General features: G+C 65.4%; 28 protein-coding genes and 1 riboswitch. Of the genes, 20 read left to right on the plus strand and 8 right to left on the minus strand.

The window, feature by feature from the left end:
* Window positions 1-68: 68 nt before the first annotated feature.
* Window positions 69-398 (minus strand): hypothetical protein, encoded by a 330-nt coding sequence (locus ACETII_RS18055; RefSeq protein ID WP_363348320.1) that lies wholly within the window; start codon window positions 396-398, stop codon window positions 69-71.
* 166 nt (window positions 399-564) lie between these two features.
* Window positions 565-659: riboswitch (TPP riboswitch) on the plus strand.
* Between the two features lie 90 nt (window positions 660-749).
* Here ACETII_RS18055 and thiC point away from each other — a divergent pair.
* Window positions 750-2,576, plus strand: a complete 1,827-nt coding sequence (gene thiC, locus ACETII_RS18060; protein ID WP_472788187.1) for a phosphomethylpyrimidine synthase ThiC — start codon at window positions 750-752, stop codon at window positions 2,574-2,576.
* 15 nt (window positions 2,577-2,591) lie between these two features.
* Here the strand turns inward: thiC and ACETII_RS18065 are convergent, their stop codons facing one another.
* Window positions 2,592-3,122: a Uma2 family endonuclease gene (locus ACETII_RS18065; RefSeq protein WP_472786431.1), complete on the minus strand. Its 531-nt coding sequence runs from the start codon at window positions 3,120-3,122 to the stop codon at window positions 2,592-2,594.
* Between the two features lie 216 nt (window positions 3,123-3,338).
* Between ACETII_RS18065 and ACETII_RS18070 the strand changes: the two genes are divergently transcribed.
* Window positions 3,339-3,551, plus strand: a complete 213-nt coding sequence (locus tag ACETII_RS18070) for a hypothetical protein (protein WP_363348326.1) — start codon at window positions 3,339-3,341, stop codon at window positions 3,549-3,551.
* 88 nt (window positions 3,552-3,639) lie between these two features.
* Here ACETII_RS18070 and ACETII_RS18075 read toward each other — a convergent pair whose 3' ends face one another.
* Entirely contained in the window at window positions 3,640-4,119 is a 480-nt protein-coding gene (locus ACETII_RS18075; RefSeq protein WP_405044822.1) for a septal ring lytic transglycosylase RlpA family protein, read from the minus strand.
* Between the two features lie 346 nt (window positions 4,120-4,465).
* On the opposite strand from ACETII_RS18075, the gene mog reads away from it, so the two are divergent.
* The 8 genes from mog (at window position 4,466) to cysG (ending at window position 13,160) form a co-directional block, all read left to right on the plus strand.
* Window positions 4,466-5,008, plus strand: a complete 543-nt coding sequence (gene mog, locus ACETII_RS18080; protein ID WP_472786432.1) for a molybdopterin adenylyltransferase — start codon at window positions 4,466-4,468, stop codon at window positions 5,006-5,008.
* A 243-nt stretch (window positions 5,009-5,251) separates the two neighbouring features.
* Window positions 5,252-6,067 carry a 4-hydroxy-tetrahydrodipicolinate reductase gene (dapB, locus tag ACETII_RS18085; protein WP_472786433.1) on the plus strand — a complete coding sequence of 272 codons (816 nt, stop codon included), beginning with the start codon at window positions 5,252-5,254 and terminating at the stop codon, window positions 6,065-6,067.
* A gap of 15 nt (window positions 6,068-6,082) precedes the next feature.
* Window positions 6,083-6,709, plus strand: coding sequence for a 2,3-bisphosphoglycerate-dependent phosphoglycerate mutase (locus ACETII_RS18090; protein ID WP_363348332.1), 627 nt, complete (start codon window positions 6,083-6,085; stop codon window positions 6,707-6,709).
* A gap of 30 nt (window positions 6,710-6,739) precedes the next feature.
* The gene (locus ACETII_RS18095) at window positions 6,740-7,363 is read left to right on the plus strand and encodes an alpha-ketoglutarate-dependent dioxygenase AlkB family protein (protein ID WP_472786434.1); all 624 of its coding nucleotides are present in this window, start codon (window positions 6,740-6,742) and stop codon (window positions 7,361-7,363) included.
* A 212-nt stretch (window positions 7,364-7,575) separates the two neighbouring features.
* Complete coding sequence (locus ACETII_RS18100) at window positions 7,576-7,971, plus strand: cytochrome c-554 (protein ID WP_363348336.1); 396 nt, start codon at window positions 7,576-7,578, stop codon at window positions 7,969-7,971.
* Between the two features lie 277 nt (window positions 7,972-8,248).
* Window positions 8,249-10,687 carry a TonB-dependent receptor gene (locus ACETII_RS18105; protein WP_472786435.1) on the plus strand — a complete coding sequence of 813 codons (2,439 nt, stop codon included), beginning with the start codon at window positions 8,249-8,251 and terminating at the stop codon, window positions 10,685-10,687.
* A gap of 53 nt (window positions 10,688-10,740) precedes the next feature.
* Entirely contained in the window at window positions 10,741-11,238 is a 498-nt protein-coding gene (locus ACETII_RS18110; protein WP_472786436.1) for a DUF4405 domain-containing protein, read from the plus strand.
* A gap of 512 nt (window positions 11,239-11,750) precedes the next feature.
* Window positions 11,751-13,160 carry a siroheme synthase CysG gene (gene cysG / locus ACETII_RS18115; protein ID WP_472786437.1) on the plus strand — a complete coding sequence of 470 codons (1,410 nt, stop codon included), beginning with the start codon at window positions 11,751-11,753 and terminating at the stop codon, window positions 13,158-13,160.
* 278 nt (window positions 13,161-13,438) lie between these two features.
* Here the strand turns inward: cysG and ACETII_RS18120 are convergent, their stop codons facing one another.
* Window positions 13,439-14,161: a uroporphyrinogen-III synthase gene (locus ACETII_RS18120; protein WP_472786438.1), complete on the minus strand. Its 723-nt coding sequence runs from the start codon at window positions 14,159-14,161 to the stop codon at window positions 13,439-13,441.
* Complete coding sequence (gene hemC / locus ACETII_RS18125) at window positions 14,158-15,084, minus strand: hydroxymethylbilane synthase (protein WP_472786439.1); 927 nt, start codon at window positions 15,082-15,084, stop codon at window positions 14,158-14,160. Before hemC ends, ACETII_RS18120 begins: the two co-directional genes overlap by 4 nt.
* Before the next feature lie 126 nt (window positions 15,085-15,210).
* On the opposite strand from hemC, the gene ACETII_RS18130 reads away from it, so the two are divergent.
* Window positions 15,211-16,404 (plus strand): MFS transporter, encoded by a 1,194-nt coding sequence (locus tag ACETII_RS18130; protein WP_472786440.1) that lies wholly within the window; start codon window positions 15,211-15,213, stop codon window positions 16,402-16,404.
* Here ACETII_RS18130 and ACETII_RS18135 read toward each other — a convergent pair.
* Complete coding sequence (locus ACETII_RS18135) at window positions 16,376-16,618, minus strand: hypothetical protein (RefSeq protein WP_405044886.1); 243 nt, start codon at window positions 16,616-16,618, stop codon at window positions 16,376-16,378. The two genes, ACETII_RS18130 and ACETII_RS18135, sit on opposite strands and share 29 nt — an antisense overlap.
* A 242-nt stretch (window positions 16,619-16,860) precedes the next feature.
* Here ACETII_RS18135 and metG point away from each other — a divergent pair, with 242 nt between their 5' ends.
* From metG to ACETII_RS18180, 9 genes are all read left to right on the plus strand, one after another.
* Window positions 16,861-18,426, plus strand: coding sequence for a methionine--tRNA ligase (gene metG / locus ACETII_RS18140; RefSeq protein ID WP_472786441.1), 1,566 nt, complete (start codon window positions 16,861-16,863; stop codon window positions 18,424-18,426).
* Window positions 18,423-19,229 (plus strand): class I SAM-dependent methyltransferase, encoded by an 807-nt coding sequence (locus ACETII_RS18145; protein ID WP_472786442.1) that lies wholly within the window; start codon window positions 18,423-18,425, stop codon window positions 19,227-19,229. Before metG ends, ACETII_RS18145 begins: the two co-directional genes overlap by 4 nt.
* Window positions 19,226-19,714 carry a hypothetical protein gene (locus ACETII_RS18150; protein ID WP_472786443.1) on the plus strand — a complete coding sequence of 163 codons (489 nt, stop codon included), beginning with the start codon at window positions 19,226-19,228 and terminating at the stop codon, window positions 19,712-19,714. The genes ACETII_RS18145 and ACETII_RS18150 overlap by 4 nt, the downstream gene beginning before the upstream one ends.
* Before the next feature lie 64 nt (window positions 19,715-19,778).
* Window positions 19,779-20,180: a hypothetical protein gene (locus ACETII_RS18155; protein WP_472786444.1), complete on the plus strand. Its 402-nt coding sequence runs from the start codon at window positions 19,779-19,781 to the stop codon at window positions 20,178-20,180.
* Between the two features lie 12 nt (window positions 20,181-20,192).
* On the plus strand, window positions 20,193-20,984 hold the full coding sequence (locus ACETII_RS18160) for a TatD family hydrolase (protein WP_472786445.1): 792 nt from the start codon (window positions 20,193-20,195) through the stop codon (window positions 20,982-20,984).
* Entirely contained in the window at window positions 20,981-21,775 is a 795-nt protein-coding gene (locus ACETII_RS18165) for an MBL fold metallo-hydrolase (protein ID WP_472786446.1), read from the plus strand. Before ACETII_RS18160 ends, ACETII_RS18165 begins: the two co-directional genes overlap by 4 nt.
* A 424-nt stretch (window positions 21,776-22,199) precedes the next feature.
* Window positions 22,200-22,865, plus strand: a complete 666-nt coding sequence (locus ACETII_RS18170) for a cold-shock protein (RefSeq protein WP_363348364.1) — start codon at window positions 22,200-22,202, stop codon at window positions 22,863-22,865.
* A gap of 74 nt (window positions 22,866-22,939) precedes the next feature.
* Window positions 22,940-23,746, plus strand: coding sequence for a nucleoside triphosphate pyrophosphohydrolase (mazG, locus tag ACETII_RS18175; protein WP_472786447.1), 807 nt, complete (start codon window positions 22,940-22,942; stop codon window positions 23,744-23,746).
* Window positions 23,747-23,816: 70 nt separating this feature from the next.
* Window positions 23,817-24,359: a cytochrome b gene (locus ACETII_RS18180; protein ID WP_472786448.1), complete on the plus strand. Its 543-nt coding sequence runs from the start codon at window positions 23,817-23,819 to the stop codon at window positions 24,357-24,359.
* 1 nt (window position 24,360) lies between these two features.
* Here the strand turns inward: ACETII_RS18180 and ACETII_RS18185 are convergent, their stop codons facing one another.
* Both ACETII_RS18185 and hflX read right to left on the minus strand, forming a co-directional pair.
* Window positions 24,361-24,687, minus strand: coding sequence for a DMT family transporter (locus ACETII_RS18185; protein WP_363348370.1), 327 nt, complete (start codon window positions 24,685-24,687; stop codon window positions 24,361-24,363).
* 5 nt (window positions 24,688-24,692) lie between these two features.
* Entirely contained in the window at window positions 24,693-26,045 is a 1,353-nt protein-coding gene (gene hflX, locus ACETII_RS18190) for a GTPase HflX (protein WP_472786449.1), read from the minus strand.
* Window positions 26,046-26,049: the final 4 nt, after the last annotated feature.

Consider the following 26,049-nt stretch of genomic DNA (forward strand, 5'->3'; position numbering starts at 1 on the left):
CGAGAAAGCCTCCCCGAGACAAAAGAAAATGGCCGCGAGGGGGGCGCGGCCATCTTGCGCTCAACTGCTTACAAGGGGGCGAAGGTCTTCTGCTTGCCGTCGTTGGTTTTGATCGTGACGGCGCGGACATAGCTGCAGCCGCCAAAGCCCGGCAAGGGGCTGTCGCTCTTGGCGGGCACCGTAAATTTCTCGCCGATCTTGTAGGCGTGATGGAGAACCTTGTCGTTTTCGGCCACGGGGCAATCGCCGCCGTTGACCACAATGGCGTCGACGACGACCTGGTCCTTCTTGACGTCACATTTCACCGAGCCGTCGTTTTTCTTGGCGCAGTCGACGGCGTCGTCGCCGGCGTAGGCCAGGGTGGGCAGAATCGCGAAGAGAAACAGAAACTTTTTCATGGCAGCTCTCGGTTGGCCGGAGGAGTTGGTTCGACAGAGCCTCACGCTCGCGCCCCAAGGCGAAGCACAGTTACAAAAAAGAAATGTGACGCCGCCCCCGGCCCGCAGGACGGCTCGGCCTGCGCGGCGGCGCCTTGCCCCCGTGAACTCGACGCGCTAGCTTCCGCCCATTGGCGAGGGGCGCCGCGCGTCGCGGCTGAGAAGCACCCATCGAACCTGATCCGGGTCATGCCGGCGGAGGGAATGCCAGGGGCAGGGCGGCTCGCGCCCTTCAAGCCGGATTCCGCGCTTCGTCTGCATCATCCTTCCAATCCGCTCCCCTTGACGGAGCGCGATTACTGGAGCGCGACCATGAACCTGCACGACAAACGCACGCCCCTGACCGTCACCACCGGCCCGATCGGCAAGTCGCGCAAGGTCTATTCCTCGCCCGCCGGACGCCCTGACATTCGCGTTCCCTACCGCGAGATCCCGCTCGATCCGTCCTCCGGCGAGCCGCCGCTGCGCGTGTATGATCCGTCCGGCCCCTATGGCTGCGAGAATTTCACCCCCGACCTCTCGGCGGGCCTGCCGGCGGCGCGGCCCTGGCTTTCGACACGCGCGGGGCTCGAGATCTATCAGGGGCGTGAGACCAAGCCCGAGGATAATGGCTTCGCGGAAGGCGACCGGCTGGTCCCGGCTTGCCCCGCCGAGCGCAAGCTCTATCGCGCGGCCGGCTCAGAGCCTGTCACCCAGCTCGAATTCGCCCGCGCGGGGATCGTCACGGAAGAGATGATCTATGTCGCGCATCGCGAGAACCTCTGCCGTGAGCGCGCGCTCGACGTCGCGAAAGCGCGCATCGCCGACGGCGAGAGCTTCGGCGCGGATATTCCGGAATTCGTGACGCCCGAATTCGTGCGTTCCGAGATCGCGCGCGGGCGCGCCATCATTCCGGCCAACGTCAATCACCCGGAGCTGGAGCCCGTCGTCATCGGCCGCAACTTCCTGGTGAAGGTCAACGCGAATATCGGCAATTCGGCCGTGACCTCTTCCGTCGCGGAAGAGGTCGAGAAAATGGTCTGGGCGTCGCGCTGGGGCGCAGACACGGTGATGGACCTCTCCACCGGCCGCAATATCCACAACATCCGCGACTGGATCATCCGCAACGCCGCCGTGCCGATCGGCACCGTGCCGATCTATCAGGCCCTGGAAAAGGTCGGCGGCGACGCGCTGAAGCTCGATTGGGAGGTCTTCAAGGACACGTTGATCGAGCAGGCGGAGCAGGGCGTCGATTACTTCACCATCCACGCTGGCGTTCGTCTCGCCTATGTGCCTTTGACGGCAAGCCGCGTCACCGGCATCGTCTCGCGCGGCGGTTCGATCATGGCGCGCTGGTGCCTCTCCAAGCACAAGGAGAGCTTCCTCTACGAGCGCTTCGACGAGATTTGCGACATCATGCGCAAATATGACGTCTCCTTCTCGCTGGGCGACGGGTTGCGCCCGGGCTCCAACGCCGACGCCAATGACGCGGCGCAATTCGCCGAACTGGAGACGCTCGGCGAACTCACGAAGATCGCCTGGGAGAAGGGCTGCCAGGTCATGATCGAAGGCCCCGGCCATGTGCCGATGCACAAGATCAAGGCCAATATGGACAAGCAGCTCAAGGCCTGCGGCGAGGCGCCGTTCTATACGCTCGGGCCGCTCGTCACCGACATTGCGCCGGGCTACGACCACATCACCTCCGGGATCGGCGCGGCGATGATCGGCTGGTTCGGCACGGCGATGCTCTGCTACGTCACGCCGAAGGAGCATCTGGGCCTCCCCGACCGCGACGACGTGAAGACCGGCGTCATCACCTATCGCATCGCCGCGCATGCGGCGGACCTCGCCAAGGGCCATCCGGCGGCGCGCGAGCGCGACGACGCCATGAGCCGCGCGCGCTTCGACTTCCGCTGGTCCGACCAGTTCGAGATCGGCCTCGATCCCGACACGGCGCGCGAGTTCCACGACGAGACCCTGCCCAAGGAGGCGCACAAGGTCGCGCATTTCTGCTCCATGTGCGGCCCGAAGTTCTGCTCCATGCAGATCACGCAGGACCTGCGCAAGGAAGCGGCCGCCATCGCCGAACGCGAGAAGGGCCTCGCGGAGAAGGCGGAGGAGTTTCTGGAGAAGGGCGCGGAGATTTATGTCGCCCGGTGAGAGGCGCCGCGAGCGTCAGCCGCTCGCGTAAATGTCCGCGAGGGACAGCGTGATTCCCGGCGGATCGAGCGTCACGACGCCTTCGCGAACGATGTGGGTCAGTATATCTCCGTCCGAACGCCGCTGGTGATGGATGATCAGCGGCGCATCCGCGTCGATGAGCAAGTAATGCACGATGCTCGGCACGCGGAAATAGTCGGCAAGCTTGCGACTCTTGTCGTTACGGCCCGTTGTTGGCGAAAGGACTTCGACCACGATGAGTGGATTTTCGACGATCATCGACTCGCCGTGGACTTCAGGTCCGCAATACACCATTCCATCCGGCTCGTAAGCCGTCGATGTGTCGATGCGTACAGTCCCCCCATCCGGCACCACGTGGCATCCACAAGCTTTCGCTTTTACTGCATCGAGCAAGGCCACATGAGTCGCGAGCTTGATCTTCCAGTGCTTGGCGCGCTCTGACGCCTGGGCGACGATTTCGCCGCCGATGAGTTCATAGCGACCGGTGCGGCCTTCAGCCCAGGCGAGAAACTCTTCGACCGTCATTGTCGGCGGCGTCTGTTTTGGCGTGCTCATGGGTGGAATCTAGCATCAGGGCTCGAAATTCGCCACGCGCCGGCGAAGCACAAGTCCGCGCGCCAGGGGCTTGGCGAAGAACGCGCTCAGATTGACCACAAACCGTCTGTCTCGCCTCGAGGCGTTGCGTGACCCTTCGGTTATTCGGCGCGCCCTTGCTCGCGCGTCATGGAGGAGGGACTGTCCATGGCCAATCATGAAACCAACCTGCCGAAGGATAAATATACCGGCATGCGGAGTTTCGACTTCGCCATCACCCCGAATGTCATCATCTGCGCCGCGGCCGGCGCGGTCCTCGGCCTGATCCTGGCGCTCTGGGGCACCACCGAGGTCGGGATCGTGGCCGCGACGGTCATTGTCTTCACCATACTGTCCGGCATCTTCGGAATGTTCGTCTGAGCCGGGCTCTCCAGCGGTTCAGCCAGCGGACCGAAGAAGGCGCCCGGCTCCGCGAAGCCGGGCGCCTGATAATCTAGGCGGTCGCCGCTCAGCCGCCGTTTAGAACCTGCACCAGCACAGGGCCCGTGCCATTGGAAATCAGTCCGATGCGCGATGCGGCGCCGCGCGACAGATCGAGGCTGCGGCCCGTCCAGGCCGCCGGTCCGCGGTCGTTGACGCGAACCACAACGGAGCGGCCTTGGTGCGTCACCAGCAGCCGTGTGCCCAGCGGCAAGGTGCGATGGGCGGCGGTCAGGCCCCATTGATTGAAACGCTCGCCGCTCGCCGTATGCGTGTTCGGCTCGAACCGGCGTGGACCGCCGCCATAGTAGGATGCGTTGGCGACGAAAGCGCGGGCGCCCTCGGGCATGACATGGCCGGGAACGCCCGGATTCGCTTTGCCGTAGTGACCCTCGGACGCCTGCTGTTGTTGTGGATCAGCGCCTGGGCCGCTCGCGGAAAGAACTTCCGCCGCGGCGGGAAAAGTCATTAGACCAAGCAGGACGCCCACAACAGAGATACGCTTCATTCGGTAGTCTACTCCTGTATAACCCCACGAGTCAGAAGAAATACATGCGCCTCCATTTGGTGAGGCAGATGTATTCCGATCGAACTGACAATGCGGGAGATGAGACGGGAGCGTCTCTATCGGTCAATCATGGCGAAAACATCCAAGAAATTTGACGTATTGCCCTAGCAAATGTGGCAAAGCGTAACGTTGTTCTGGCTGATATTGAGCGCCACGCGCGTTCCTCTTGGCGTCAAGCTCTTTTGTTCCGCCAAGAAGAAAACTCTGTCGGCGCGTCAGGCGCGGCGGGCGCGGCGGGCTGACAAGCCGCCCGCGAGGCGCCAAAAGGGCGGCGGGAGATTCTCACATGACCGACATCAAACGAGAGGCCGTCATTGGCGTCGTCACCGCCTCCGACCGCGCCAGCGCCGGCGTCTATAAGGACGAAAGCGGCCCGGCGATCGAGGCCTATCTGTCAGCCGTCCTGACCACGCCCTTCCGCATCGAGCGGCGCATCATTCCGGACGGCTTCGAGAGCGTTCGCGACACGCTGATCGAACTGGCCGACGTCGTCGGCTGCGATCTCATCGTTACGACCGGCGGCACCGGCCCGAGCCCGCGCGACCTTACCCCGGAAGCGACCCTCGCCGCCTGTCCACGCGAACTGCCGGGGTTCGGCGAATTGATGCGGCAGGTCTCGCTGGCGCAGACCCCCACCGCCATTCTCTCGCGGCAGGTGGCGGCGCATCGCGGCAAATGCCTGGTCGTCAATCTGCCCGGCAAGCCCGCCGCCATCGAGCTTTGTCTCAACGCCGTGATGCCGGCCGTGCCCTATTGTCTCGACCTCATCGGCGCAGCCTATATCGAAACCGATCCGGCCCGCGTGAAAGCCTTCCGGCCGAAAAAGTAGCCGCCCGTACGGGTAGGAATTACGAGCCGCCGCGACAATAGGAAGGCTTCTCTTCCCGGGCGCCGGTCTGTATAGGAGGGAACGCGCCAGAAGGCCTCAGTCGCCTGTTCGCGCGTAGAAGCGTTTTCCGCCCCAACGGGTCGTGGGCGAAAGCGTGTCCAAACAAGGCGCTGGAGCGAGCGTCCCGTCGCGGGCCGCAACAGACGAACTCCGATGGAGCGCCACAGGCGAGGGCTTTGAAGGATGAGTGATTTGCGTCTGGTCGTGGTGGGCGCCGCGGGCCGCATGGGCCGTATGCTGACGCAAACCATCCCCGACACGCTGGGCGTGCGGCTGGTCGCGGCGCTGGAGGCCGACGGGGCTGCGTCGCTCGGGGCGGACAGCGGCGCCGCCTTCGGATTGCCGCCGACGGGCGTTCCAGTCACGAGCGACGTCGCCGCGGCGCTGTCGGAAGCCGACGCCGTCATCGACTTTTCCACGCCGGCGGCGACGGCGGCTATCGCCACAGCGGCCGCCAAGGCGCGTGTCGCCCATGTCATCGGCACGACGGGACTGTCGGCGGAGGATCTCGCGCGGATCGCCGAGGAGGCGCGCGAGACGGTCGTCGTGCGCTCCGGCAATATGAGCCTCGGCGTCAATCTTCTCGCCGGCCTCGTCGAGAAGGCGGCGCGGGCGCTTGGCCCCGCCTGGGACGCCGAAATTGTCGAGATGCACCACAAGCTGAAGGTGGACGCGCCCTCGGGCACCGCCTTGCTGCTCGGCGAGGCGGTGGCGCGGGGCAGGGGGATCGATCTCGCCGAACATAGCGCGCGCGGCCGCGACGGCGTGACCGGCCCGCGCAAGCCCGGCGACATCGGCTTCGCGGCGCTGCGCGGCGGCACGGTCGTGGGCGATCACACGGTAATTTTCGCGGGCATGGGCGAGCGGATCGAATTCTCGCATCGCGCCGAGGATCGCGGCATCTTTGCGCGCGGCGCCCTCGCGGCGGCGCTCTGGACCCGGGGCAAGGCGCCGGGACTTTACTCCATGGCCGACGTGCTCGGCCTCACCGGCGCCTAAAGTCTCGAGCAGTCTATGAGCATGAATCGCACACTCGTCCTCGTCCGGCACGGCCAGAGCGAATGGAACGCCAAGAACCTTTTCACGGGCTGGAAGAATCCCGACCTGACGCCGCTCGGCGAAGAAGAGGCGCGCCGCGCCGGACGCGAGTTGCGCAAGCTCGATCTCCTGTTCAGCATCGGCTTCACCTCGTCGCTGCTGCGCGCGCAGCATACGCTGCAACTCATCTTCGAAGAACTCGGCCAGTCCAACGTGCCCACCGTGAAGGACCGCGCGCTCAACGAGCGCCATTACGGCGACCTCTCCGGACTCAACAAGGACGAGGCGCGCGAGAAATGGGGTGAGGAGCAGGTGCGGCTTTGGCGGCGCTCCTATGACGTGCCGCCGCCGGGCGGCGAAAGCCTCAAGGACACGGTGGCCCGCGTCGTGCCCTTCTATGTGCAGCGCATCCTGCCGCCGGTGATGCGCGGCGAGCGCGCGCTTGTCGCCGCCCATGGCAATTCGCTGCGCGCGCTCTGCATGGTGCTGGAGCAGATGACGCCGGAAAGCATTCCGACTCTCGAACTCGCGACGGGCGTGCCCCTCATCTACCGACTCAACGCCGATTCGACGGTGGCGTCGAAGACGGTGCTGGAGCCCTGACCCTCCCACGGGCGAGAAGAGACCAAGCCCTTGCTCGAACACGGGCCCGGCGCCATTCATTATCCCCGCTGGCTCGACGCCGCCGCGCAGGAGCGGCTCGCCTTCGAGATCGCCGCGGTGATCGCCCGCGCGCCGCTCTTCGTTTCGCGCATGCCGAAATCCGGCCTGCCGATGTCGGTGCGCATGACCAATTGCGGGCCGCTCGGCTGGATGAGCGACAGGGATCGGGGCTATCGCTATGAGCCTGCGCATCCCGAAACCGGCGCGCCCTGGCCGCCGATCCCCTCGATGCTGCTCGACGCCTGGGCGGCGCTGACGGGCTATCCGAAGCCGCCCGAGGCCTGTCTCATCAACGTCTATTCCGACAACGCCAAAATGAGTTTGCATCAGGATCGCGACGAAAGCGATTTCGACGCGCCGATTCTTTCCTTTTCGCTCGGCGCAGACTGCCGCTTCCGATTGGGCGGCCAGAAACGTGGGGACAAGACGGTCGCCTTTACATTGTCGGGTGGCGACGCGCTCGTTCTCTCCGGCCCGGCGCGCCGCGTCTTTCACGGCGTCGACCGCATTCTGCCGTCGATTCTCACGCCGCTCCCGCAACAGCTCGCGGGCCTCGGCGCGCGGGTCAATCTCACCTTGCGACGCGTGACGTGAAAGGCTTGGCTGCTGGTTCAGCACGCATTCAGCTGCCGCCCGCTAGGTTGCGCCGTCGCCTAGCAGAGTGGCGTATTGTGTCGGGCGGGCGCTTCGTTGTAGTTTCCAACCCGTCTAAAGAGCGCCGCTGCGGCGCTGACCTTTGGCAAGGCGCGTTTCAAGAATTAAGGCGATCGCCCGTAAGCGAACGCCAAGAGAGGAAAGGAACAAGGATGAAGACGATTTCCCTGCTGACGTTCGCTGCGAGCGTCGCTTTCGCCGCCTCCGTCGGCCAGGCCTCCGCCGCTGGCGACGCCGCCGCGGGCGAAAAGGTCTTCGCCAAGTGCAAAGCCTGCCATCAGGTCGGCGAAGGCGCCAAGAACGCGGTCGCGCCGCAACTCAACGGCCTGAACGGCCGCAAGGCTGGCTCGGTCGAGGGCTACAATTACTCGGAGCCCATGAAAGGCTCGGGCATCACCTGGGATGAGGCCAGCTTCAAGGAGTTCATCAAGAACCCGAAGGCCAAGGTGCCCGGGACCAAGATGATTTTCCAGGGCCTCGCCAACGACGCCGATCAGGAAAACGTCTGGGCCTATCTCGCGCAGTTTAGCGCCGAGGGCAAGAAGTAATCGCAAGCCCAGTCTATCTACGAAGAGAAGCGGCCCTGATTCAGGGCCGCTTTTTTTGTTTCATTTATGCAACAGTCAAGAAAAAATAGTATTGTTCGAAACGGAACATTTCTAACACAGGATATGGTTGGGTTTAGCTCAATTACTGCTACAAATTTACAATCTTTCCAAGGTTTTGACCTTTGGATTGACCGCAAACCGTTCACAGCAATACTTGGAAGCAATTACGCTCCCGTCTCAGGCGGAGGGTCGGGCGCATGCTTTCGAGGAGCCTTTCATGATGTTCGCATTGCTGCCGCCCAAGCCCGTCAGACGGTCGCTCGTTAGCCTCTATGCGCTTTCCGCCGTGCTGGCTTTCGCCGATAGCGCCTGGGCTCAGCAATCTCTGCCGACCATCAACGTCGGCGGCGCCCGCCGGACGGCGACGTCGACGGGCCCGCGCGCGACCAGGCCCGTTCAGGCGGCGCCCTCCGTCGTGGCGGCGCCCCAGCCCGGCTCCGGCGCGGGGACCGGAACGGGCTCCTTCATTCCCGCGGGCGTCCAGGTCGGGCGCGGGCCGACGGACGTGCATGGCTATTTCGCGGGCGGCACGTCGACGGCGACAAAGACGAACACCCCAATTCTCGACATTCCGCAGTCGATCACGATCCTCACCAAGCAGCAGCTCGAAGACCGCAACAGCCTGACGCTCAATCAGGCGTTGACCTATGTGCCGGGCGTGACGGTCGCTCAGGGCGAGGGGCAGCGCGACCAGATCACCATTCGCGGCCAGCCGACGACCGCCGACTTCTACACGGACGGCGTGCGCGACGACGCCGAATATTACCGCGACCTCTACAACATACAGGCGGTCGAGGTGCTCAAGGGCCCGAGCGCCCTGATCTTCGGGCGCGGCGGCGGCGGCGGCGTCGTCAACCGCGTCACCAAGAAGGCCGACGGCGTGCTGCGGCGCGACGTGCAGATCAGCACCGGCAGCTTCGGCCGCAAGCGCGTCACCTTCGACGTCGGGCAGGCGATCAACGATCAACTCGCTTTCCGCCTCAATGGCCTCTTCGAACAGTCGTACAGCTACCGCGACTTTTTCAACATGCGGCGGTGGGGCGTCAATCCGACCTTCACCTGGAGGCCTCTCGACAAGACGTTTATCACGCTCAGCTACGAGCATTATTTCGATTATCGCACGGTGGACCGCGGCATTCCGTCCGCGAACTTCAACCTGGCCCCCTTCGCCGTCAGGGCGCAGAGCCAAGGCCTGGGCTATCTTTTCCCCGGCTATCCGGCGCCGACATGGCGCTCGACATTCTTCGGCAACCCGACCGTCAATTACGCGAAGACCGACGTCGATCGCGCCGCGCTGATGATCGACCACACGACGGACTTCGGCCTGAACATCAAGAACCAGACTGTTTTCGCCAATTACGCCAAGTTCTATCAGAACACTTTCGCCAATAGCGGCGTCATCCTCAACGCCGCCTGCGCCGGGGCGCTGCCGCCTTGCGTGCAGCTCTCAGGCTATAACAACGAGACCCCCCGCCAGAACATCTTCAATCAGACTGATCTGACCTACACGCTCGTCATGGCGCCGGAGGTCAAGCATGTCCTGCTCGCGGGCATGGAGTTCGGCAATCAAAAGTCGGACACCAACCGCAACAATGCGCGCTGGCTCAACCCCTTCAATGGGTCGGCGAACATTAACACCTCGTTTGGCGCGCCGACCGTATTCGTCCCCGTCGTGTTCAACAACGCCAACGGGACGGGCGCGTTCCGCCGTCATACCGATCTCGATCTGGCGGCGGGCTATGTGCAGGATCAGATCACGCTCACGAAATATATCGACATTATCGCGGGCGTGCGCTTCGACAATTTCAATCTGAAATTCGTCAATAACTTCGCCGGGACAAATCCGACCTTCGACAATTACCGCGGTCAAACGATCTACAGCAACACGAGCCGCTGGTCGCCGCGCGTCGGTCTCGTGTTCCATCCCTTCGAGCAGCTCTCGCTCTACGGCTCCTATTCGCGTTCCTTCCTGCCGGCGGCGGGAGATCAGTTCAACACGCTGACGGTGTCGTCCGCCACGTTGCAACCGCAAGGCTTCGAGAACGCCGAAGCGGGCTTCAAGGCGGAGATCACGCCGACGCTGCTCTTCACCGGCGCCTTGTATAATCTCAACCGCACCAATCAGCCGATCGCCGTCAACGCCTTCTACAATGTGCTCACCAATACGCGCACGGTCGGCGGCGAAGTGAGCCTCGTCGGTTATCTCACCAAGGAATGGGAAGTCTCGCTCGGCTACGGCAATCAGCACGCTTATGTGACGAGCTCCGACCGCAACATCGCGCTCGCGGGGACTGGCAGCGGCGTCTTTTTCACCGAGCGCGGCAAGGTCGTGCCTTCGGTGCCGCAGAACACCTTCTCGTTTTGGAACAAATACGACGTCTCGTCGCTCATCGGCCTTGCGCCGGGCGTTCTGGGACTGGGCAGCGGCGTGATTTACAACAGCAAATTCTTCGCGGCGCTCGACAATGCGGTTATCATTCCCGGCTACGCCCGCTGGGACGGCGCCGTCTATGTCAGACTCACGGACAACATTTATGGGCAGGTCAATGTGGAGAATATTCTCGGGGCCTATTATTACGCCTCGGCGCACAACAACAACAACATCATGCCCGGCGCGCCGCGTTCCGCTTATGTGACGGTCAACGCGAAGTTCTGATGCGGGAGAGGAGCGCTTAATCGCCTTCCTCTCCGGCGATAGAGGAAAGCCTGATGCAAATCTCCCGGGAATGGGCGACGCCCCTCACCATCGGCGCCTTCAGCCTGATGAGCGTGACCGGCCTCTTGATGTTCTTCCATGCCGAGATGGGCCTGAATAAGCTGGCGCATGAGTGGGTTGGGCTGGTGATGGTCGGCGGCGTCGCCGCGCACGCCATCGCCAATTGGGCCGCTTTCAAGCGGTATTTTCTGTCGGGCGCATTCAGCCGCGGCGTCATCGCTTTCAGCCTGATCGTTTTGGCCGGCTCGTTTTTCTCCTGGAGCGGCGAGAAGCGCCTCCCGCCGCCGGTCCTGGCGATGCGGGCGATCGTCAGCGCGCCCCTCGCCAAGGTTGCGCCGCTGTCGGGACGTTCGACCGAGCAAGCCGTCGCCGATCTCGCCAAAGCCGGCGTCGTTGTGCCGAGCGGCGGCGTCAGCCTCGAAAACGCGATCGGCCACAATCGCGAGTTGCAGGCAAAGGCGATCGCGGTCTTGTTCGGAAAAAGCAACTAAGCGCCCGACCGGGCGGTGGCGCTGCGCGCGGCTTACGCTCGGCCGGACGAGCAAGATATTGCGGGTGTGCAAAGCCCCAAAAGCAACCAAAAGTTAAGGACCCGCCACGAAACTCCCCGGCGGAGGCTCGAGCTATGCTGAAACGCGGGGCGTTCTTCTTGATCCTTGTCGGGCTGATTTCGTTCCACGCGGGGCTGGCTGTCGACAATAAATCCTTCCTGTTCAGCGATCGGAGATCGGAGGACGGCTGGAGCCATTCTTGTCGCTACTATCGGCCGTTCAGCACCGTCAGGGTGACGCGTCCAATCCAGGTGCCTTGCGCGAGATACGATAGTGTTTAGCGCCGTCGCGATAGGAGATGAACGGGCGGTTCGCCCTCTTTGCCGTCGCTGAGCGCGAGCGTCCTCCTCCGCTTACGGCGGAGGGGGCGCGGCGCCGTTGCTCCCGCGGCCGGCCTTTTGCGGCGCCGCGGGATGGGCTATGCGTGTGCCGTCCAGCACACAGGCCCGACCGTGACGCGTAAACCCGACGAAGTTTCTTCCAATCTGATGCAGCCGCTCGAGACGCTGCCGGTGTTCTATCCCCTCGCCGGCAAGCGGGTCGTGGTGATCGGAGACGGCGAGGGGGCGGCCTGGAAGGTCGATCTCGCGGCGGCCACGGGCGCGCAGGTCGACGTCTTTGCCCGCGATCCGTGCGAGAAGCTCCTCGAGATCGCCAATGGCAGGGACAATGTGCAGCTCCACGCGCGCGCCGCGGGGCCGGCGGACTTCGAGGGCGCGGCGCTCGCCTTTGGCGCGACCTTGGACGACGCCGAGGCCGACGCCGCCCGCCAGGCGGCGGATGCGGCGGGGGTGGCGCTCAATCTTGCCGACCGGCCGGCGATGAGCGACTTCATCATGGGGGCGATCGTCAACCGCTCGCCGCTGGTGATCGGCGTCTCGACCGGCGGCGCCTCTCCGGTCTTCGCCCAGGCGGTGCGCGGACGCATCGAGTCGCTCGTGCCGGCGACCTTCGCCGCATGGGCCAAGGCGGCGCAGGACTGGCGGCCGCAGGTCTTGTCCTCCGGCCTCGACTTTCTGGCGCGACGCGACTTCTGGCGCCGCTTCACGCGGCTGGCCTTCAACGACATTGAGCGGGCGCCGGCCGAGGCCGACCGCGACGCGCTGCTCGCCGAGGCGCGCGCGGCCGGCGACGATATGGCGCGCGGACGGGTGACGCTCGTCGGAGCAGGGCCGGGCGATCCAGAATTGATGACGCTCAAGGGCATGCGGGCGCTCGCGGGCGCCGATGTGGTGCTCTTCGACGACCTCGTGCCCGCGAGCATCCTCGACTTCGCCCGCCGCGAAGCGACGCGCATCAATGTCGGCAAGCGCGGCTATGCGCCTTCGGTGCGCCAGGAGGAGATCACGGGCCTGCTCGTCGACCTTGCCCGGGCGGGCAAGAATGTCGTGCGGCTCAAGGGCGGCGATCCGCTGATTTTCGGCCGCGCCAACGAGGAAATCGCGGCGCTGCGCGGAGCCGGTTTTTCGATCGAGATCATTCCCGGCGTCACCGCCGCCTGCGCGGGCGCGGCCGCGCTCGGGGCGTCGCTCACGAGCCGCGAGACGGCGCGGCGCGTGCAGTTCATCACCGCCCACACCAAGGACGGCGAGTTCCCAGAGGATTTCGACTGGGGCGCGCTCGCCGATCGCCGCGCCACCACGGCGGTCTATATGGGCAACCGCACGCTCCCCGCGCTTTCCCGCCGGCTTTTGGAGGAGGGAATGGCCCATGACACGCCAGCCTTCCTGGTCGAGCGCGCCTCGACGCCGGACGAGCGGATCATCCGCGGAACGATCGCGGACCTCCCCGGCAAGGTCGCGCACGAAAATCTCGTCGGGCCCGTGATGGTTCTGATCGGCTGGGCGCTGATCGAGAACTGAGCCTGGCTCATTTCGTTATAACAAGTGTTCGTTTGAACGAGCGTTAGAACGGCAGCCAGCGGACGTCGCACACTGACGGGTTCGTCCAAACCAGACCGGGAGTCGCGGGGTTGCCGACGCCGTCGGGCGTGGGGCGCGCCGAAGCGACGTTCGCCTCATTTCCAGCCGCTCTCCAACGTCGCACGCGACTCCCGCTCTCCAATGCCGCACGGCGACTCTTGGCATGGATAATTACGCCCCGAGTAAGAACGCTCTGATACGCAATGCGTAACGCTTATTTACGTGATGCGTAAACCAGGCAGCGCGCCTTTCGCCGCGTCGAGCAACCCGGCCTCGTCTGGCTTTGCGGCGACCACCGGATCGAGGCCGGCGTCGCGCAGCGGCGTTGCGACATCGTTCGACAGGGCTGCATGGGCCATCCGGTTGAGGCCCGGCGTCAGCCCTGCCGCTGCGACGAGATCAAGGAAAATCTCGGCGCTGCGTCGTGAGTAGTGAAGCGCCAGATGGATCGTTCCGGCCTCGATCGCGACGCGGGCGTCGTCCGACAGGCGCGCGGCGGCGCGGGCTTCATAGACATTTACGGCGGTAATCGTGTGACCGCCGGCGCGCAAACCCGCTTCCAGCGCGGGCTGGCGGTCGCGGCCCGCGAGATAGAGGAAATGCGCCGGATGCGTATAACGTTTTACGAGCAGCGGCAAAACCGCCGCCGCGTTTCCGTCGACGATGTCCAGCCGCCAGCCCCGCGCCCGCGCCGCATCGGCCGTTTTCGCGCCGACGACATGCAGCGGCAATGACTTGAAAGCTTCCGCTGCAGGGCCTGCGCATTCGATCCCCTTGGCGCTCGACGCCAGCACGGCGTCATAGGCTCCGGCCGGAATCGGCGCGCCGGTCGCGACGATCTCCAGCACCGGAGAGAGCAGGGGCGTGTAGCCCATCTCCCGCAATTTCGCGGCCGTGCGCGCGGCGTCCTCCCGCGCGCGCAGCACGAGCGCGCAGGTCACATGAGCCCCGCGAGGCCATGGGGCAGCTTCAGAACGATTTCATTGCCGGCGTCGGCGCCAAGCATCGCCGCGTCGATCGCGCGGCCCTTGCGGCGCGTCGTCCAGACCTCGCTGCCGTCGGATTTCAAAACCTCGCCGTAGAACGAGAGTTCGCCATTCTCGACAGTCGCATGGCCGGCGATCGGCGTGCGGCAGGAGCCGTCGAGGGCGGCGAGAAAGGCGCGCTCCGCCGCGAGCGCCAGCGCCGTCGCCTCGTCGAGAATGGGCGCCAAGGCGGCGCGCGTCTTGGGGTCCTTGGCGCGCGCCGTAATCCCGATTGCGCCTTGTCCGACGGCAGGCGGGAAATCCTGCAGCGGCAGCAGCGCCGTCGCGCGGTCGGCGAGGCCCAGCCGCTTCAACCCGGCGAGCGCCAGCAGGGTCGCGTCCACCTCGCCGCTTTCAACCTTGGCGAGGCGCGTATGGACATTGCCGCGCAGCAGAGTCGTTTGCAGGTCCGGCCGGCGGCGTTTCACTTGCGCCGCGCGACGCAGCGAGGCGGTGCCGACGACAGCGCCCGGCGGCAGGGCGTCGATGGTCGCGCCATTGCGGCCGATCCAGGCGTCGCGCACATCCTCGCGCGGCAGATAGCCGGCGATCACGATCTCGGACGGAAGATGCGTCGGGAGGTCCTTGGAGGAATGCACCGCGAAGTCGATCGTCCCGGCGATCAGCGCGACGTCCAGTTCCTTGGTGAAGAGGCCCTTGCCGCCGGATTCGGAGAGGGGGCGGTCCTGGATCATGTCGCCGGTCGTCTTGATGATTTCGACGGCGATATGATCCTCCGCGACGCCATGCGCCTTGGCGAGCAGCGCGCGAACCATATGGGTCTGGGCGAGCGCCAGCGGGCTGCCGCGCGTGCCGATGCGAAGGCTCTCGATCGTCATCAAACCTTTCCAGCCTGGGAGGACGCGGGGACTATAAGGGTCGGGCGGGGAAGGGCAAGGCGCCTTCGCTTTCAAGCTTGCGAGGAGGGGGCGGCCGTTGTTTAGCTCCACCTTTGGAGACCCCTCTTGCACGGACCCCTCTCGCCCTATCGCTGGGTCGTTCTCGCCCTCGCCACGTTGGCGCAGGTCGGCGGCTGCTTCCTGGTGCAGGGGCTCGGCGCGCTCGGTCCGGCGCTGCAGGCGGCGTTCGGCCTCGACGCCGCCGAGGTCGGCCTCGCCATGTCCGCCGCCCAGACGACCCCCATCGTCGGCTTCATCGTCGCGGGCATGCTGCTCGACCATTTCAGCGAGCGGCTCATCGTCGGGTTGGGGGCGACCATGGTCGCCGCCGCGCTGTTCGTGGCGGGGCGCGGGGAGACCTATGCGGACATCCTGTTCTGGCTCTTTGTCGCCAGCATCGGCTACTGCACGGTGCAGCCCGGCGGCGGAAAAGTCGTCGCCGCCTGGTTTCCGGCCGACGCCCGCGGCTTCGCCTTGGGCGTCAGGCAGGCCGGCCTGCCGCTGGGGGCGGCGCTCGGCGCCTTGCTCCTGCCCGTCGCGGCCGAACGCCACGGCTGGCGCGCGGCCTTCGATCTCGGCGCCCTCGCCGCGCTCGGAACCGGGCTTCTCTTCGCCTTTCTCTACCGCTCGCCGCCCGAGCCCCTGCCCGAACGCCATCGAAAGACGGAGCTTTGGCGGTCGCGGCTTCAGGAACTGGCCCCGCGCCTGCCGCCCATCGCGCTCCCCGGCGTGACGCTCGTCAGCGTGCAGTTCTGCATCACGGTCTATCTGCCGCTCGATCTGCGCGACCGCTTCGACATTCCGGTCGAGACCGGCGTAAGGCTTCTGTTCCTGGCGCAATTCTTCGGCGCCCTCGGCCGTGTCGCGCTCGCGGCGTGGAGCGACCGCAGCCGGCGGGGGCGCGAGTTCACGCTCGTCATGAGCATGGCCGCGATTCTGGTCGGGCTGGCGGCGCTGATCGCGGCGCCCGGCGCGCCGCTCTGGGCGGTGGCGCTGATCGCCGCCTGGCTCGGCTTTTTCGGCTATGGCTGGTTCGGCCCGTGGATCGCGCTCGTCGCCGAAGCCGCGCCGCGCGGGGCGGTTGGCCTGATGATCGGCGTCGCTTTGGCGATCAACCAGATTGTCGTCGTGTTGACGCCGCCGGCCTTCGGCGCGCTGCGGGACGCGACGGGAACCTATGTCTTCGGCTGGTGGCTGGTCGCGATCGCGGCCGTCGCCGCTTTTCTGTGGATCAGTCGGCGCTTGGCAGCCGGCGCATGACGAATTCGATTCGGCCGTCGTCGAGCTCCCGCCAGAATTCGATTTCGGTCATATAGGCGGCTTTCGGATAGCGGTCGAACCATTCGCGCGCTTTGGCGCGGGCGTCCGTGCGGGGCAGGGTGAAGGTCTCGCGCCGCCAGCCGTCGCCCTTGTCGCTTCCGGCCCGGCTTTTCTTGCTGAGCCGTCGCGCAATGTCCCTCGGCGACCTGGACATGCTCATGACGTTTTCCTTCGAGTTCCTGCAAAACATAACGCGCCGCCCAGCGGAAGGGGAGTCGAATCGGATGAGCTTCGTCCCTGCTCCCGAGGCTTAATCCGGCGACTGTTTCAAGGCGATGAAGACGCGCCCGCCCGGCCGCCGACGCCGCCAGGCTCGAGGCAGGCGCCGGCTTTTTGCGCGGCAATGGCGAAGGCCGCGACTTCCCCGCTTCGCAAAAGCGCGCTATCTCGGCCCGCATGTCTGAGCGCCCCACTTACATGATCACGACCGCTATTCCCTACGCGAATGGCGCGCCCCACATCGGCCACGCCTATGAGCGCATCGCCACCGACGCCTTCGCGCGCTTCAAGCGGCTCGACGGCTACGACGTGCTGTTCGTCACCGGCATGGACGAGCATGGCCAGAAGATGCAGCGGACGGCCGAGAAGGAGGGGCTCACCCCGCAGGGGCTCGCCGACCGCACGGCGGCGCAATTCGCCCGCATGGGCGAGGCGCTGAACGCGCGCGCCGACGACATCGTGCGCACGACCTCGGCGCGCCATAAGCAAACGGTGCTCGAGATCTGGCGGCGCATGGAGGCCAATGGCGACATCTATCTGTCGAAATACTCGGGCTGGTATTCCGTCCGCGACGAAGCCTATTACGACGAGAGCGAATTGACCGAGCGCGACGGCAAGAAATTCGCGCCGACCGGCACGCCCGTCGAATGGGTGGAGGAGGAGAGCTGGTTCTTTCGGCTCTCGGCCTATGCCGAGAAGCTCCTCGCCCATTACGAGGCCCACCCCGAGTTCGTCACGCCCGAGCATTACCGGAACGAGATCGTCGCCTTCGTGAAGCGCGGCCTCTCCGATCTGTCGGTCTCGCGCACGACCTTCGACTGGGGCATTCCCATTCCGCCGAGCCCGCAGACTACCGCGAACCATGTGATGTATGTCTGGGTGGACGCGCTCACCAATTACATCACGGCGACGGGCTTTCTGACCGGGGAGGGCGACAAGAGCGGCTTCTGGCCAGCGGACGCGCATGTCATCGGCAAGGACATCACCCGCTTCCACGCCATCTACTGGCCGGCCTTTCTCATGTCGGCCGCGGCGCCGCTGCCCAAGCAGATCGTCGTGCACGGGTTTCTGTTCTCGCGCGGCGAGAAGATGTCGAAGTCGGTCGGCAATGTGGTCGATCCGATCGAGCTCGCCGATCGCTACGGCGTCGATCAGCTGCGCTATTTCTTCCTGCGCGAGATCCCCTTCGGCCAGGACGGCAATTATTCGCATGAAGGAATCGTCATGCGCATCAACGCCGATCTCGCCAACGACCTCGGCAATCTCGCGCAGCGTTCGCTGTCGATGATCAATAAGAACTGCGCCGGCGCCGTCCCGAAGAAGGGCGCCCTGAGCGAGGCCGACAAAGACATTCTCGCCCAGGCGGCCTTTGCGCTCGACAAGGCGCGCGCGGCGATGAACGACTATGCGCCGCACCATGCGCTCGCCGAGATTTTCCGGGTGGTGGCGGAGGCCAACCGCTATTTCGCGGGCGAGGAGCCCTGGGCGAAGAAGAAGACTGATCCCGCCCGCATGGAGACGATCCTCTATGTGACGGCCGAGACGCTGCGCCGGCTGGCGATCCCGCTGCAGCCCTTCATCCCGGAAGCCGCCGGCAAGCTCCTCGACCTTCTCGGCGTCGGCCCCGATTCGCGTGACTTCGCCCACGCCGACGCGGCCAATGCGCTCCAGGAGGGCGCGCCGCTGCCGCCGCCCGCGCCGGTGTTCCCGAGGTTTGTGGAGACGGAAGAGGGCGCGGCATGACCGAACCGGCCCGCTTCGTCGGCGACATCCCGTTGCAATACGACCGCGGCCTCGGCCCGGTCCTCTTCGCGCATTATGCGCAAGACATCGCCCATCGGGCTGCGCTGCACGCGCCTCGGTCCGTGCTCGAAGTCGCCGCCGGCACGGGCGTCGTGACGCGCAAGCTTCGGGACGTTCTGCACCCGCAGGCCGCTTTGACCGCGACCGACCTCAACGCGCCCATGCTCGAGATTGCGCAGGAGAAGTTCGCGCCCGGCGAACAAGTGGATTTCGGCGTCGGCGACGCGCTGGCGCTGCCTTTTCCCGACGGCGCCTTCGACTGCCTGGTTTGCCAGTTCGGCCTGATGTTTTTTCCCGACAAGGACGCAGCCCATCGCGAAGCGTGGCGCGTGCTGGAGCCCCATGGGCGCTATCTCTTCAGCGTCTGGGACGCGCCCCGCTACAATCCCTTCGCGCGCATCGGGCTGGAGGTTGTCGCGCACTTTTTTCCAGACGATCCGCCGAAATTCCTGCAAACGCCGTTTTCCTGCCCGGAGATCGACCCGACCAAAGAGGCGCTGATCGGGGCGGGCTTTTCGCATCTTGCCGTCTACGTCCTGCCGCATCTTCAGGAGATTTTGGACGTCGCCGCCTTTGCGCGGGGCCTCGTCTTCGGCAGTCCCCTGATCGAGCAGATCCGCGCGCGCGGCGACGCAGACCCGGAAGCCGTCGTCGCGACGCTTGCGGAGCGTTACGCCGCGGAATTCGGTTCTCCGGCGCATATGCCGCTGCAGGCTATCCTCTTCGACGCGGTGCGGGCGTGAGGCTCCTTCTCGTCGCGCTCATGGCTTTCATGAGCGCGGCCGCCCAGGCCGAGAGCTTTCGGCGCTATCACAACGACCGATTTGGCGTGACGGCCGACGTGCCTACCGGCTGGCGCATGGGCGCAGCGCCGGAAAATGACGACGGCCGAGTCTTTTCTTCGCCGGACGGCTTTGCTGAAATCATCGTTTCCGGCGGCTTCGCCGTGCTCCCGTCGATCAGCGAAGAAATCGCCTTGAAACTGAAGCCACAGGCTGGTGAGACGATCGACTACAGAAGCCAGGGCAGGGACCGGCTCGTCGTCTCCGGCCGCAAAGGCGATCGCATCTTTTACCGGAAGTCGCTTCTAGGCTGCAGCGGAACGGTTTGGAACAGCGTCTCGCTCGACTATCCCGCCGCCGCCAAGGCCGCCTTCGACCCCATTGTCGCCCGCGTCGCCGGCTCGCTGCGCGACGGAAAGGGTTATGCGACGGGCGCCTGCAGATGACGCCAGACCCGGAAAGACGCTATTTGTCCTGAGAGGCCAGCCACGTCGCGGGAGAGGCGTCCCCATGCTCAAGCACGTGAACCGCAGCGCCATTGGCGCAAGTCTTCTCGCAGCCCTCGCGCATCCGGCGCAGGCCGGTCCCGCAAAGGCCGCCGTCGCGCCCAGGGCCGGCTTCGACGGCCAGTGGGTCATCCACGCGACGGCAGCGAACTTTTTCTGCCCGGTGAAAAGCACGAGGCTGGTCGCGCTGATGCAGGGCGGGCAGGTCGTCAAGCTCGCGGGCCTCCCCGGCACGGCGACCGGCCGTGTGGCCGACAACGGAGCCGTCTCGGTGAACTTGAAGGTCTTCGGCGTGACCGCCACTGTGCGCGGGCGCTTGACGGGCGGGGTCGGCGCGGGCGACTGGTCTTCGAACAGCGCGATCTGCGCCAAGGGCGGCTGGCGCGCGGCGCAATCAGGAAACTAACGACGCGACACCATGCTCATCGACACCCATTGCCATCTCGACTTTCCGGATTTTGCCCCCGAACAGGCGGATATCGTCGCGCGCGCAAGAGCGCGGGGGGTCGGCCGGATGATCACCATATCAACGCATCTCTCGCGCTTCGACCGGGTCAAGGCCGTCGCCGAAGCCTATCCGGAGGTCTACTGCACCGTCGGGACCCATCCGCACCACTCCCACGAGGAAGCCGAGCCGACGCTCGAACAGCTCGTCGAGCTGTCGCGCCATCCGAAATGCGTCGGGCTCGGCGAGGCCGGGCTCGACTACCATTACGATCACGCGCCCCGCGACGTCGCGCAGCGCGTTTTCCGCACCCATATCGCCGCCGCGCGCGAGACGGGCCTGCCGCTCGTCATCCATACGCGCGACGCCGACGCGGACTGCGCGGCGATCCTCGAGGAGGAAATGGGGAAGGGGGCCTTCCCGGCCCTGCTCCATTGCTTCACCTCGAGCCGCGCGCTGGCCGAGACGGCGATCCGGCTCGGGCTCTACATTTCATATTCCGGCGTCGTGACTTTCAAGAATTCGGCCGAGCTGCGCGAAACGGCGAAGGCGACGCCCTTAGAGCGAATGCTCGTCGAGACCGACGCGCCGTTCCTTGCGCCGGTCCCGCATCGGGGCAAGCGCAACGAGCCGGCTTTCGTCGCTGACACAGCCAGGCTGCTGGCCGAACTCAAGGGCGTCTCAGAGGCCGAATTTGCGCAAGCGACGACCGAAAACGCGCTGCGGCTCTTCTCGAAAATGCCGCCGCTGGAGGCCCCCGCGTGACGCTGGCGGTCACGATTCTCGGCTGCAGTTCATCCGGCGGCGTGCCGCGCGTCGGGCAGGGCTGGGGCAAGTGCAATCCGGAAAACCCAAAAAACCGCCGTCGCCGCTGTTCGATCCTGGTTACGCGCGGCCATGCGCAGGACGGCACGCAGGTGCTGGTCGATACCGGACCCGACCTGCGCGAGCAGCTCGTCGCCGCCGACGTCATCCGCCTCGACGCGGTCCTCTACACCCATCCGCACGCCGACCATACGCATGGCATCGACGACCTGCGCGGGCTCGTCATCCGCAACGGCCGACGCATTCCGGCCTATATGGACGAGCCGACGTCGCGCGACGTCACCCATAAGTTCGGCTACATCTTCGTCACCCCCGCCAACAGCTTTTACCCGCCGCTGATGACGGAGCATCGCCTGCATCCCGGCCGGCCGGTGACGATCGAGGGTCCGGGCGGGCCGATTGAGGCGACGCCGTTCCGGCTCGACCATGGCGACATGGACGCGCTGGGGTTCCGGTTCGGAAACATCGCCTATACGCCGGACCTTCACGCGATCCCGCCGGAAAGCGCCCGCTTTCTGGAGGGCCTCGACCTGTGGATCATCGACGCCTTGCGCTGGCAGCGGCATGGCACCCATCTTTCAGTCGAACAGGCGCTGGCGCTCATCGACCAGTATCGGCCGCGTCGCGCCATCCTGACCGACCTGCACGTCGATCTCGATTACGACGCGCTTGCCGCGACGCTGCCGGCCAATGTCGAGCCGGCCTATGACGGGCTGCGGGTCGAGGCGTGACTTGTCCCCGCATTCATCCCAGGCGTTTTAGTTCCATAATATCGATTATGCGATTCGACGATTTCGGCTTTTGCCCATCGCCCCTGCGCGCGCTAAGCGTTCAGGCGCGCCGAAGGACATGTGCGGCCGCCGCCCGACGCGGCGTTTGGGTTGCGCGCAGAGGGCCGAAAGCCTCGCGAAATGGGCGCGAGCCTGGCCGCACATGAAGCATTTCCTAGGGTTTTTTCGATGAGCCCATTAAAAATTCTGGCCAGCATGGGCTGTTATCTGGTAAAAGGCTTCCCGCGCGGGACTATATGGCATTCAACTGGCAACATCCCATCGTTTCGAAACGGACGCAGATTGCGCGCCCGGATGGTGACGCTTGGGCGCACGCGTTTGACATAAAAGTCTTGCCGTTTTTGGCGGAGACGAGCAGGTAGACATGAGCAAAGGTAGAGACTTCCGGGGACCCCGCAAGCGCGGGTTCGATGACGATGGGCCGTATGGCTATGACGCCCCGCGCCCCAGCCGTTCGCCGCGGTCGCAGTTTGGCGGCGGCGGATTCCCGGATATGGCGCCCCCGGTGATGAGCAACGAGCCAGCGGTGGACGCCATTGTGAAGTGGTTCAAGGCGGACAAAGGCTTCGGCTTTGTCGAGCTGGCCAACGGCACCGGCGACGCCTTTCTCCACATCGGCGCCGTCCAGGCTGCGGGCTATGATTCGCTGCCCCCGGGCGCGAAGCTGCAGGTGCAGGTGACGAGCTCCGTCAAGGGCCAGCAGGTCTCCCGCATTCTCGACGTCGATCTCGCCGGCGCCGCCGAGCGCGCGCCCCCGCCCCCGCGCGGCGGCGGATTTGACAGCCCCCGCCCCCGCCGCCAGGCGCCCGATCCGTCGACCGCCGTGCCGGTCTCCGGCAAGGTCAAATGGTTCGACGAGACCAAGGGCTTCGGCTTCGTTCAGTCGAACGACGGCGGTAAGGACGTCTTCGTCCATATCTCGATCCTCGGCCCCTCGGGCGTGAACCGCCTGCTGGAAGGCCAGCCGGTGACCATGCAGGTTGTCGACACCGCCAAGGGCCGCGAGGCGCTGTCCATTACGCTGGACTGAGCGCCCCGACTGATCCGATCCGACGCCGCGTTCCCGCGAAGGGCGACGCGGCGTTTTCTTTTTGTGGGAAAGACATGTCCGGCGACATTTCGCGCCTCATCGAGATCATGGCCGCCCTGCGCACGCCGGGAACCGGCTGCCCCTGGGATCTCGAGCAGGATTTCCGCTCCATCGCGCCCTATACGGTCGAAGAAGCTTATGAGGTGGCCGACGCAATCGAGCGCGGCGATCTCGACGAACTCAAGGACGAGCTCGGCGACCTGCTGTTGCAGGTCGTTTTTCATGCGCGCATGGCGCAGGAGCAGGGCGCCTTCGCCTTTCCCGATGTCGTGGCCGCCATTTGTGAAAAGCTCATCCGCCGCCATCCGCATGTTTTTGCGCAAACCGACGCGTTGACCGCCGAGGGCGTTACGGCGCAATGGGATGAGATCAAAGCGGCCGAGAAAGCCGCCAAGGCCGCCTCGGCGCCCGAGAGCCTGCTCGACGGCGTTCCGCTCGCCCTGCCCGCTCTCACCCGCGCGGTGAAACTCCAGCGCAAGGCGTCCAAGGTCGGCTTCGACTGGAACAACGCAGCGCATGTCCTCGGCAAAATCCGCGAGGAGACGGAAGAAGTCGCGGCCGAACTTTCCGATCCCGCCATCGATCCACAGGCGCTCGAAGAGGAAATCGGAGATCTGCTTTTCGTCGTCGCCAATCTCGCGCGACACGCCGACGTCGATCCGGAACAGGCCCTTCGCGGCGCCAACGCCAAATTCGAGCGGCGCTTCCACCATATCGAACGGCGTCTCGCGGAACAGGGCGTGACGCCCGACGCCGCTTCGCTCGATGACATGGAGGCGCTGTGGACCGAGGCCAAGCGACTGGAAAAGAAGGGCGCCTGACGGCGGCGCCATAATTTCCGCCCGTGGCCGCGCTAAGGCCAGCCAATCGCTTGAAAGACGGCCGCCCCAAATGAGCAATGAGTCACGATACAGCCCGCCTGCACAGGCCTTCCACTGGCTCACGGTCTTCTGCGTCTTCGCGGCCTGGACGCTTGGCCTGGTGGGCGACGAGTTGCCGCGCGGACCCATCCGTCACACGGGCGAATTCGTGCATGTCATTCTCGGCGAGTCGATTGTTCTCCTGCTGGCGCTGCGGGTGACTTGGCGATTCATTGCTCCCGTCCCGGCCGCCGAGCCGACGCGCTTCGGCCCCACGGCGCAGATCGCCGCCAAGGCCCTCCACCTCGCTCTTTACGCTTTGCTCCTCGCAGTGCCCGTCGTTGGCGTCGTCACGCTGTTCCATGGCGGCGAGGCGCTGACCTTGTTCGGCCTCTCCGACATCCCCTCGCCCTGGCCCAAGAACCGCGAGCTCAAGCACAATTCAAAAGAAATTCACGAGTTTCTGGCGCATCTTCTGATCGTGCTCGTGATGGCGCACGCCGCAGCGGCGCTCGCGCATCACTATCTGCTGAAGGACGGCACGCTGCGGCGCATGCTCCCGGCGCGGGGCTAATTCATGCGCCGGCCTTGCCGCCGAATTTCAGGACCACGACCCCCGCGCCGATGAGCAGGATGCCGAGTAATTCGGCCGCCCCGAGGCTTTGCCGATAGAACACCCAGCCCGCGAGCGAGATCAGAGCAAGCCCGACGCCCGACCAGACCGCATAGGCGACGCCGAGCGGTATGGCCTCCAGCGTGAGCGACAGAAAATAAAAGGCCGCCACGTAACCCGCGACGACGACGAGCGTCGGCAACGGTTGTCGAAAGCCGCCCGACGCTGGAAGCGCCGACGACGCAATGACTTCGGAGACGATGGCGACCCCGAGATAGAGCCAGTGCATGGGCGCTACCCGCCTCTTTCCGCTGGCGCCGCCGCGCCATAGCGACGCCTGACCTCCTCCGCCCGCTCGGGCGCGACGCGCACCACGAGCCGAGAGCCGCCGTCTTCACGCGTTTCGCGCGACAAAACTTCCGCGTGGGCGTGCAGCCAGGCGAGCCCCTGCCCGTCTTCCGGCGCAAGCTCCAGCGCAAGCGTCATGCGGCTTTCCGCGAGCAGGTTCTCGATGCGCGCCAGCAGCATATCGAGGCCTTCGCCCGTGAGCGCCGACACCATTGCGGGGCGCCGTCCCGGTTCATAGCCGCGCGAGGCAAGTTTCAGCGCCTCGCAACGTTCCTGATCGAGCGCGTCGATCTTGTTCCATACTTCGATAATCCGCCCCTCCGCCTCGCCTTTCAGCCCCAATTCTTCGAGAATGGCCTCGACGTCGCGGGCCTGGGCCTCGGAATCCTCATGGGATACGTCCCGCACATGCAAAATGACGTCGGCGAGCGTCACCTCCTCCAGCGTCGCGCGGAAGGCGGAGACGAGCATGGTCGGCAGGTCGGAGATGAAGCCAACAGTGTCGGAGAGCAGCACCCGGGCCCCATGCGGCAGGCGGATTTGCCGCAACGTTGGGTCGAGCGTGGCGAAGAGCATGTCCTGCGCCAGCACCTCCGCCTTTGTGAGGCGGTTGAACAGCGTTGACTTGCCCGCGTTGGTGTAGCCGACGAGGGCGACGACCGGATAAGGCACTTCGCGCCGCGTCTTGCGGTGCAGGCCGCGGGTGCGCTTCACCTTGTCGAGGTCGTGCTCGATGCGGCGCATCCGCTCCTCGATCAGGCGGCGGTCGGTCTCGATCTGGGTCTCGCCGGGACCGCCGAGGAAGCCGAAGCCGCCGCGCTGGCGTTCGAGATGGGTCCAGGAGCGCACGAGCCGGGACTTTTGATAGGCGAGATGGGCGAGTTCGACCTGGAGCGAACCCTCCTTGGTGCGGGCGCGTTGCCCGAAGATCTCGAGGATGAGCCCGGTGCGGTCGATGACTTTTGCGTCCCAGGCCTTTTCGAGATTACGCTGCTGCACGGGCGAAAGCTGGCAGTCCATGCTGACGAGCCCCGCCTCCTTTTCCTTGACGGCTTCGGCGATCTCCTCAACCTTGCCCTTGCCGAGATAAGTGGCCGGACGCACCTCGCTCAGCGCAATTGGAATCTCGCCGACAATGTCGAGGTCGATGGCCTGGGCCAGCCCCACGGCTTCCGACAGACGCGCCTGCGCGTCCCGCGAGAGCGCCGCCGGCCCCCGCGTCGGATAGGGGCCAACCACGATCGCGCGCGTCTGGCCGTGGCCCGACGCGCGTTCATTTCCTGTTTGTTCCTCGTTCAAAATC

The organism is Methylocystis sp. NC52PC, assembly GCF_055698645.1.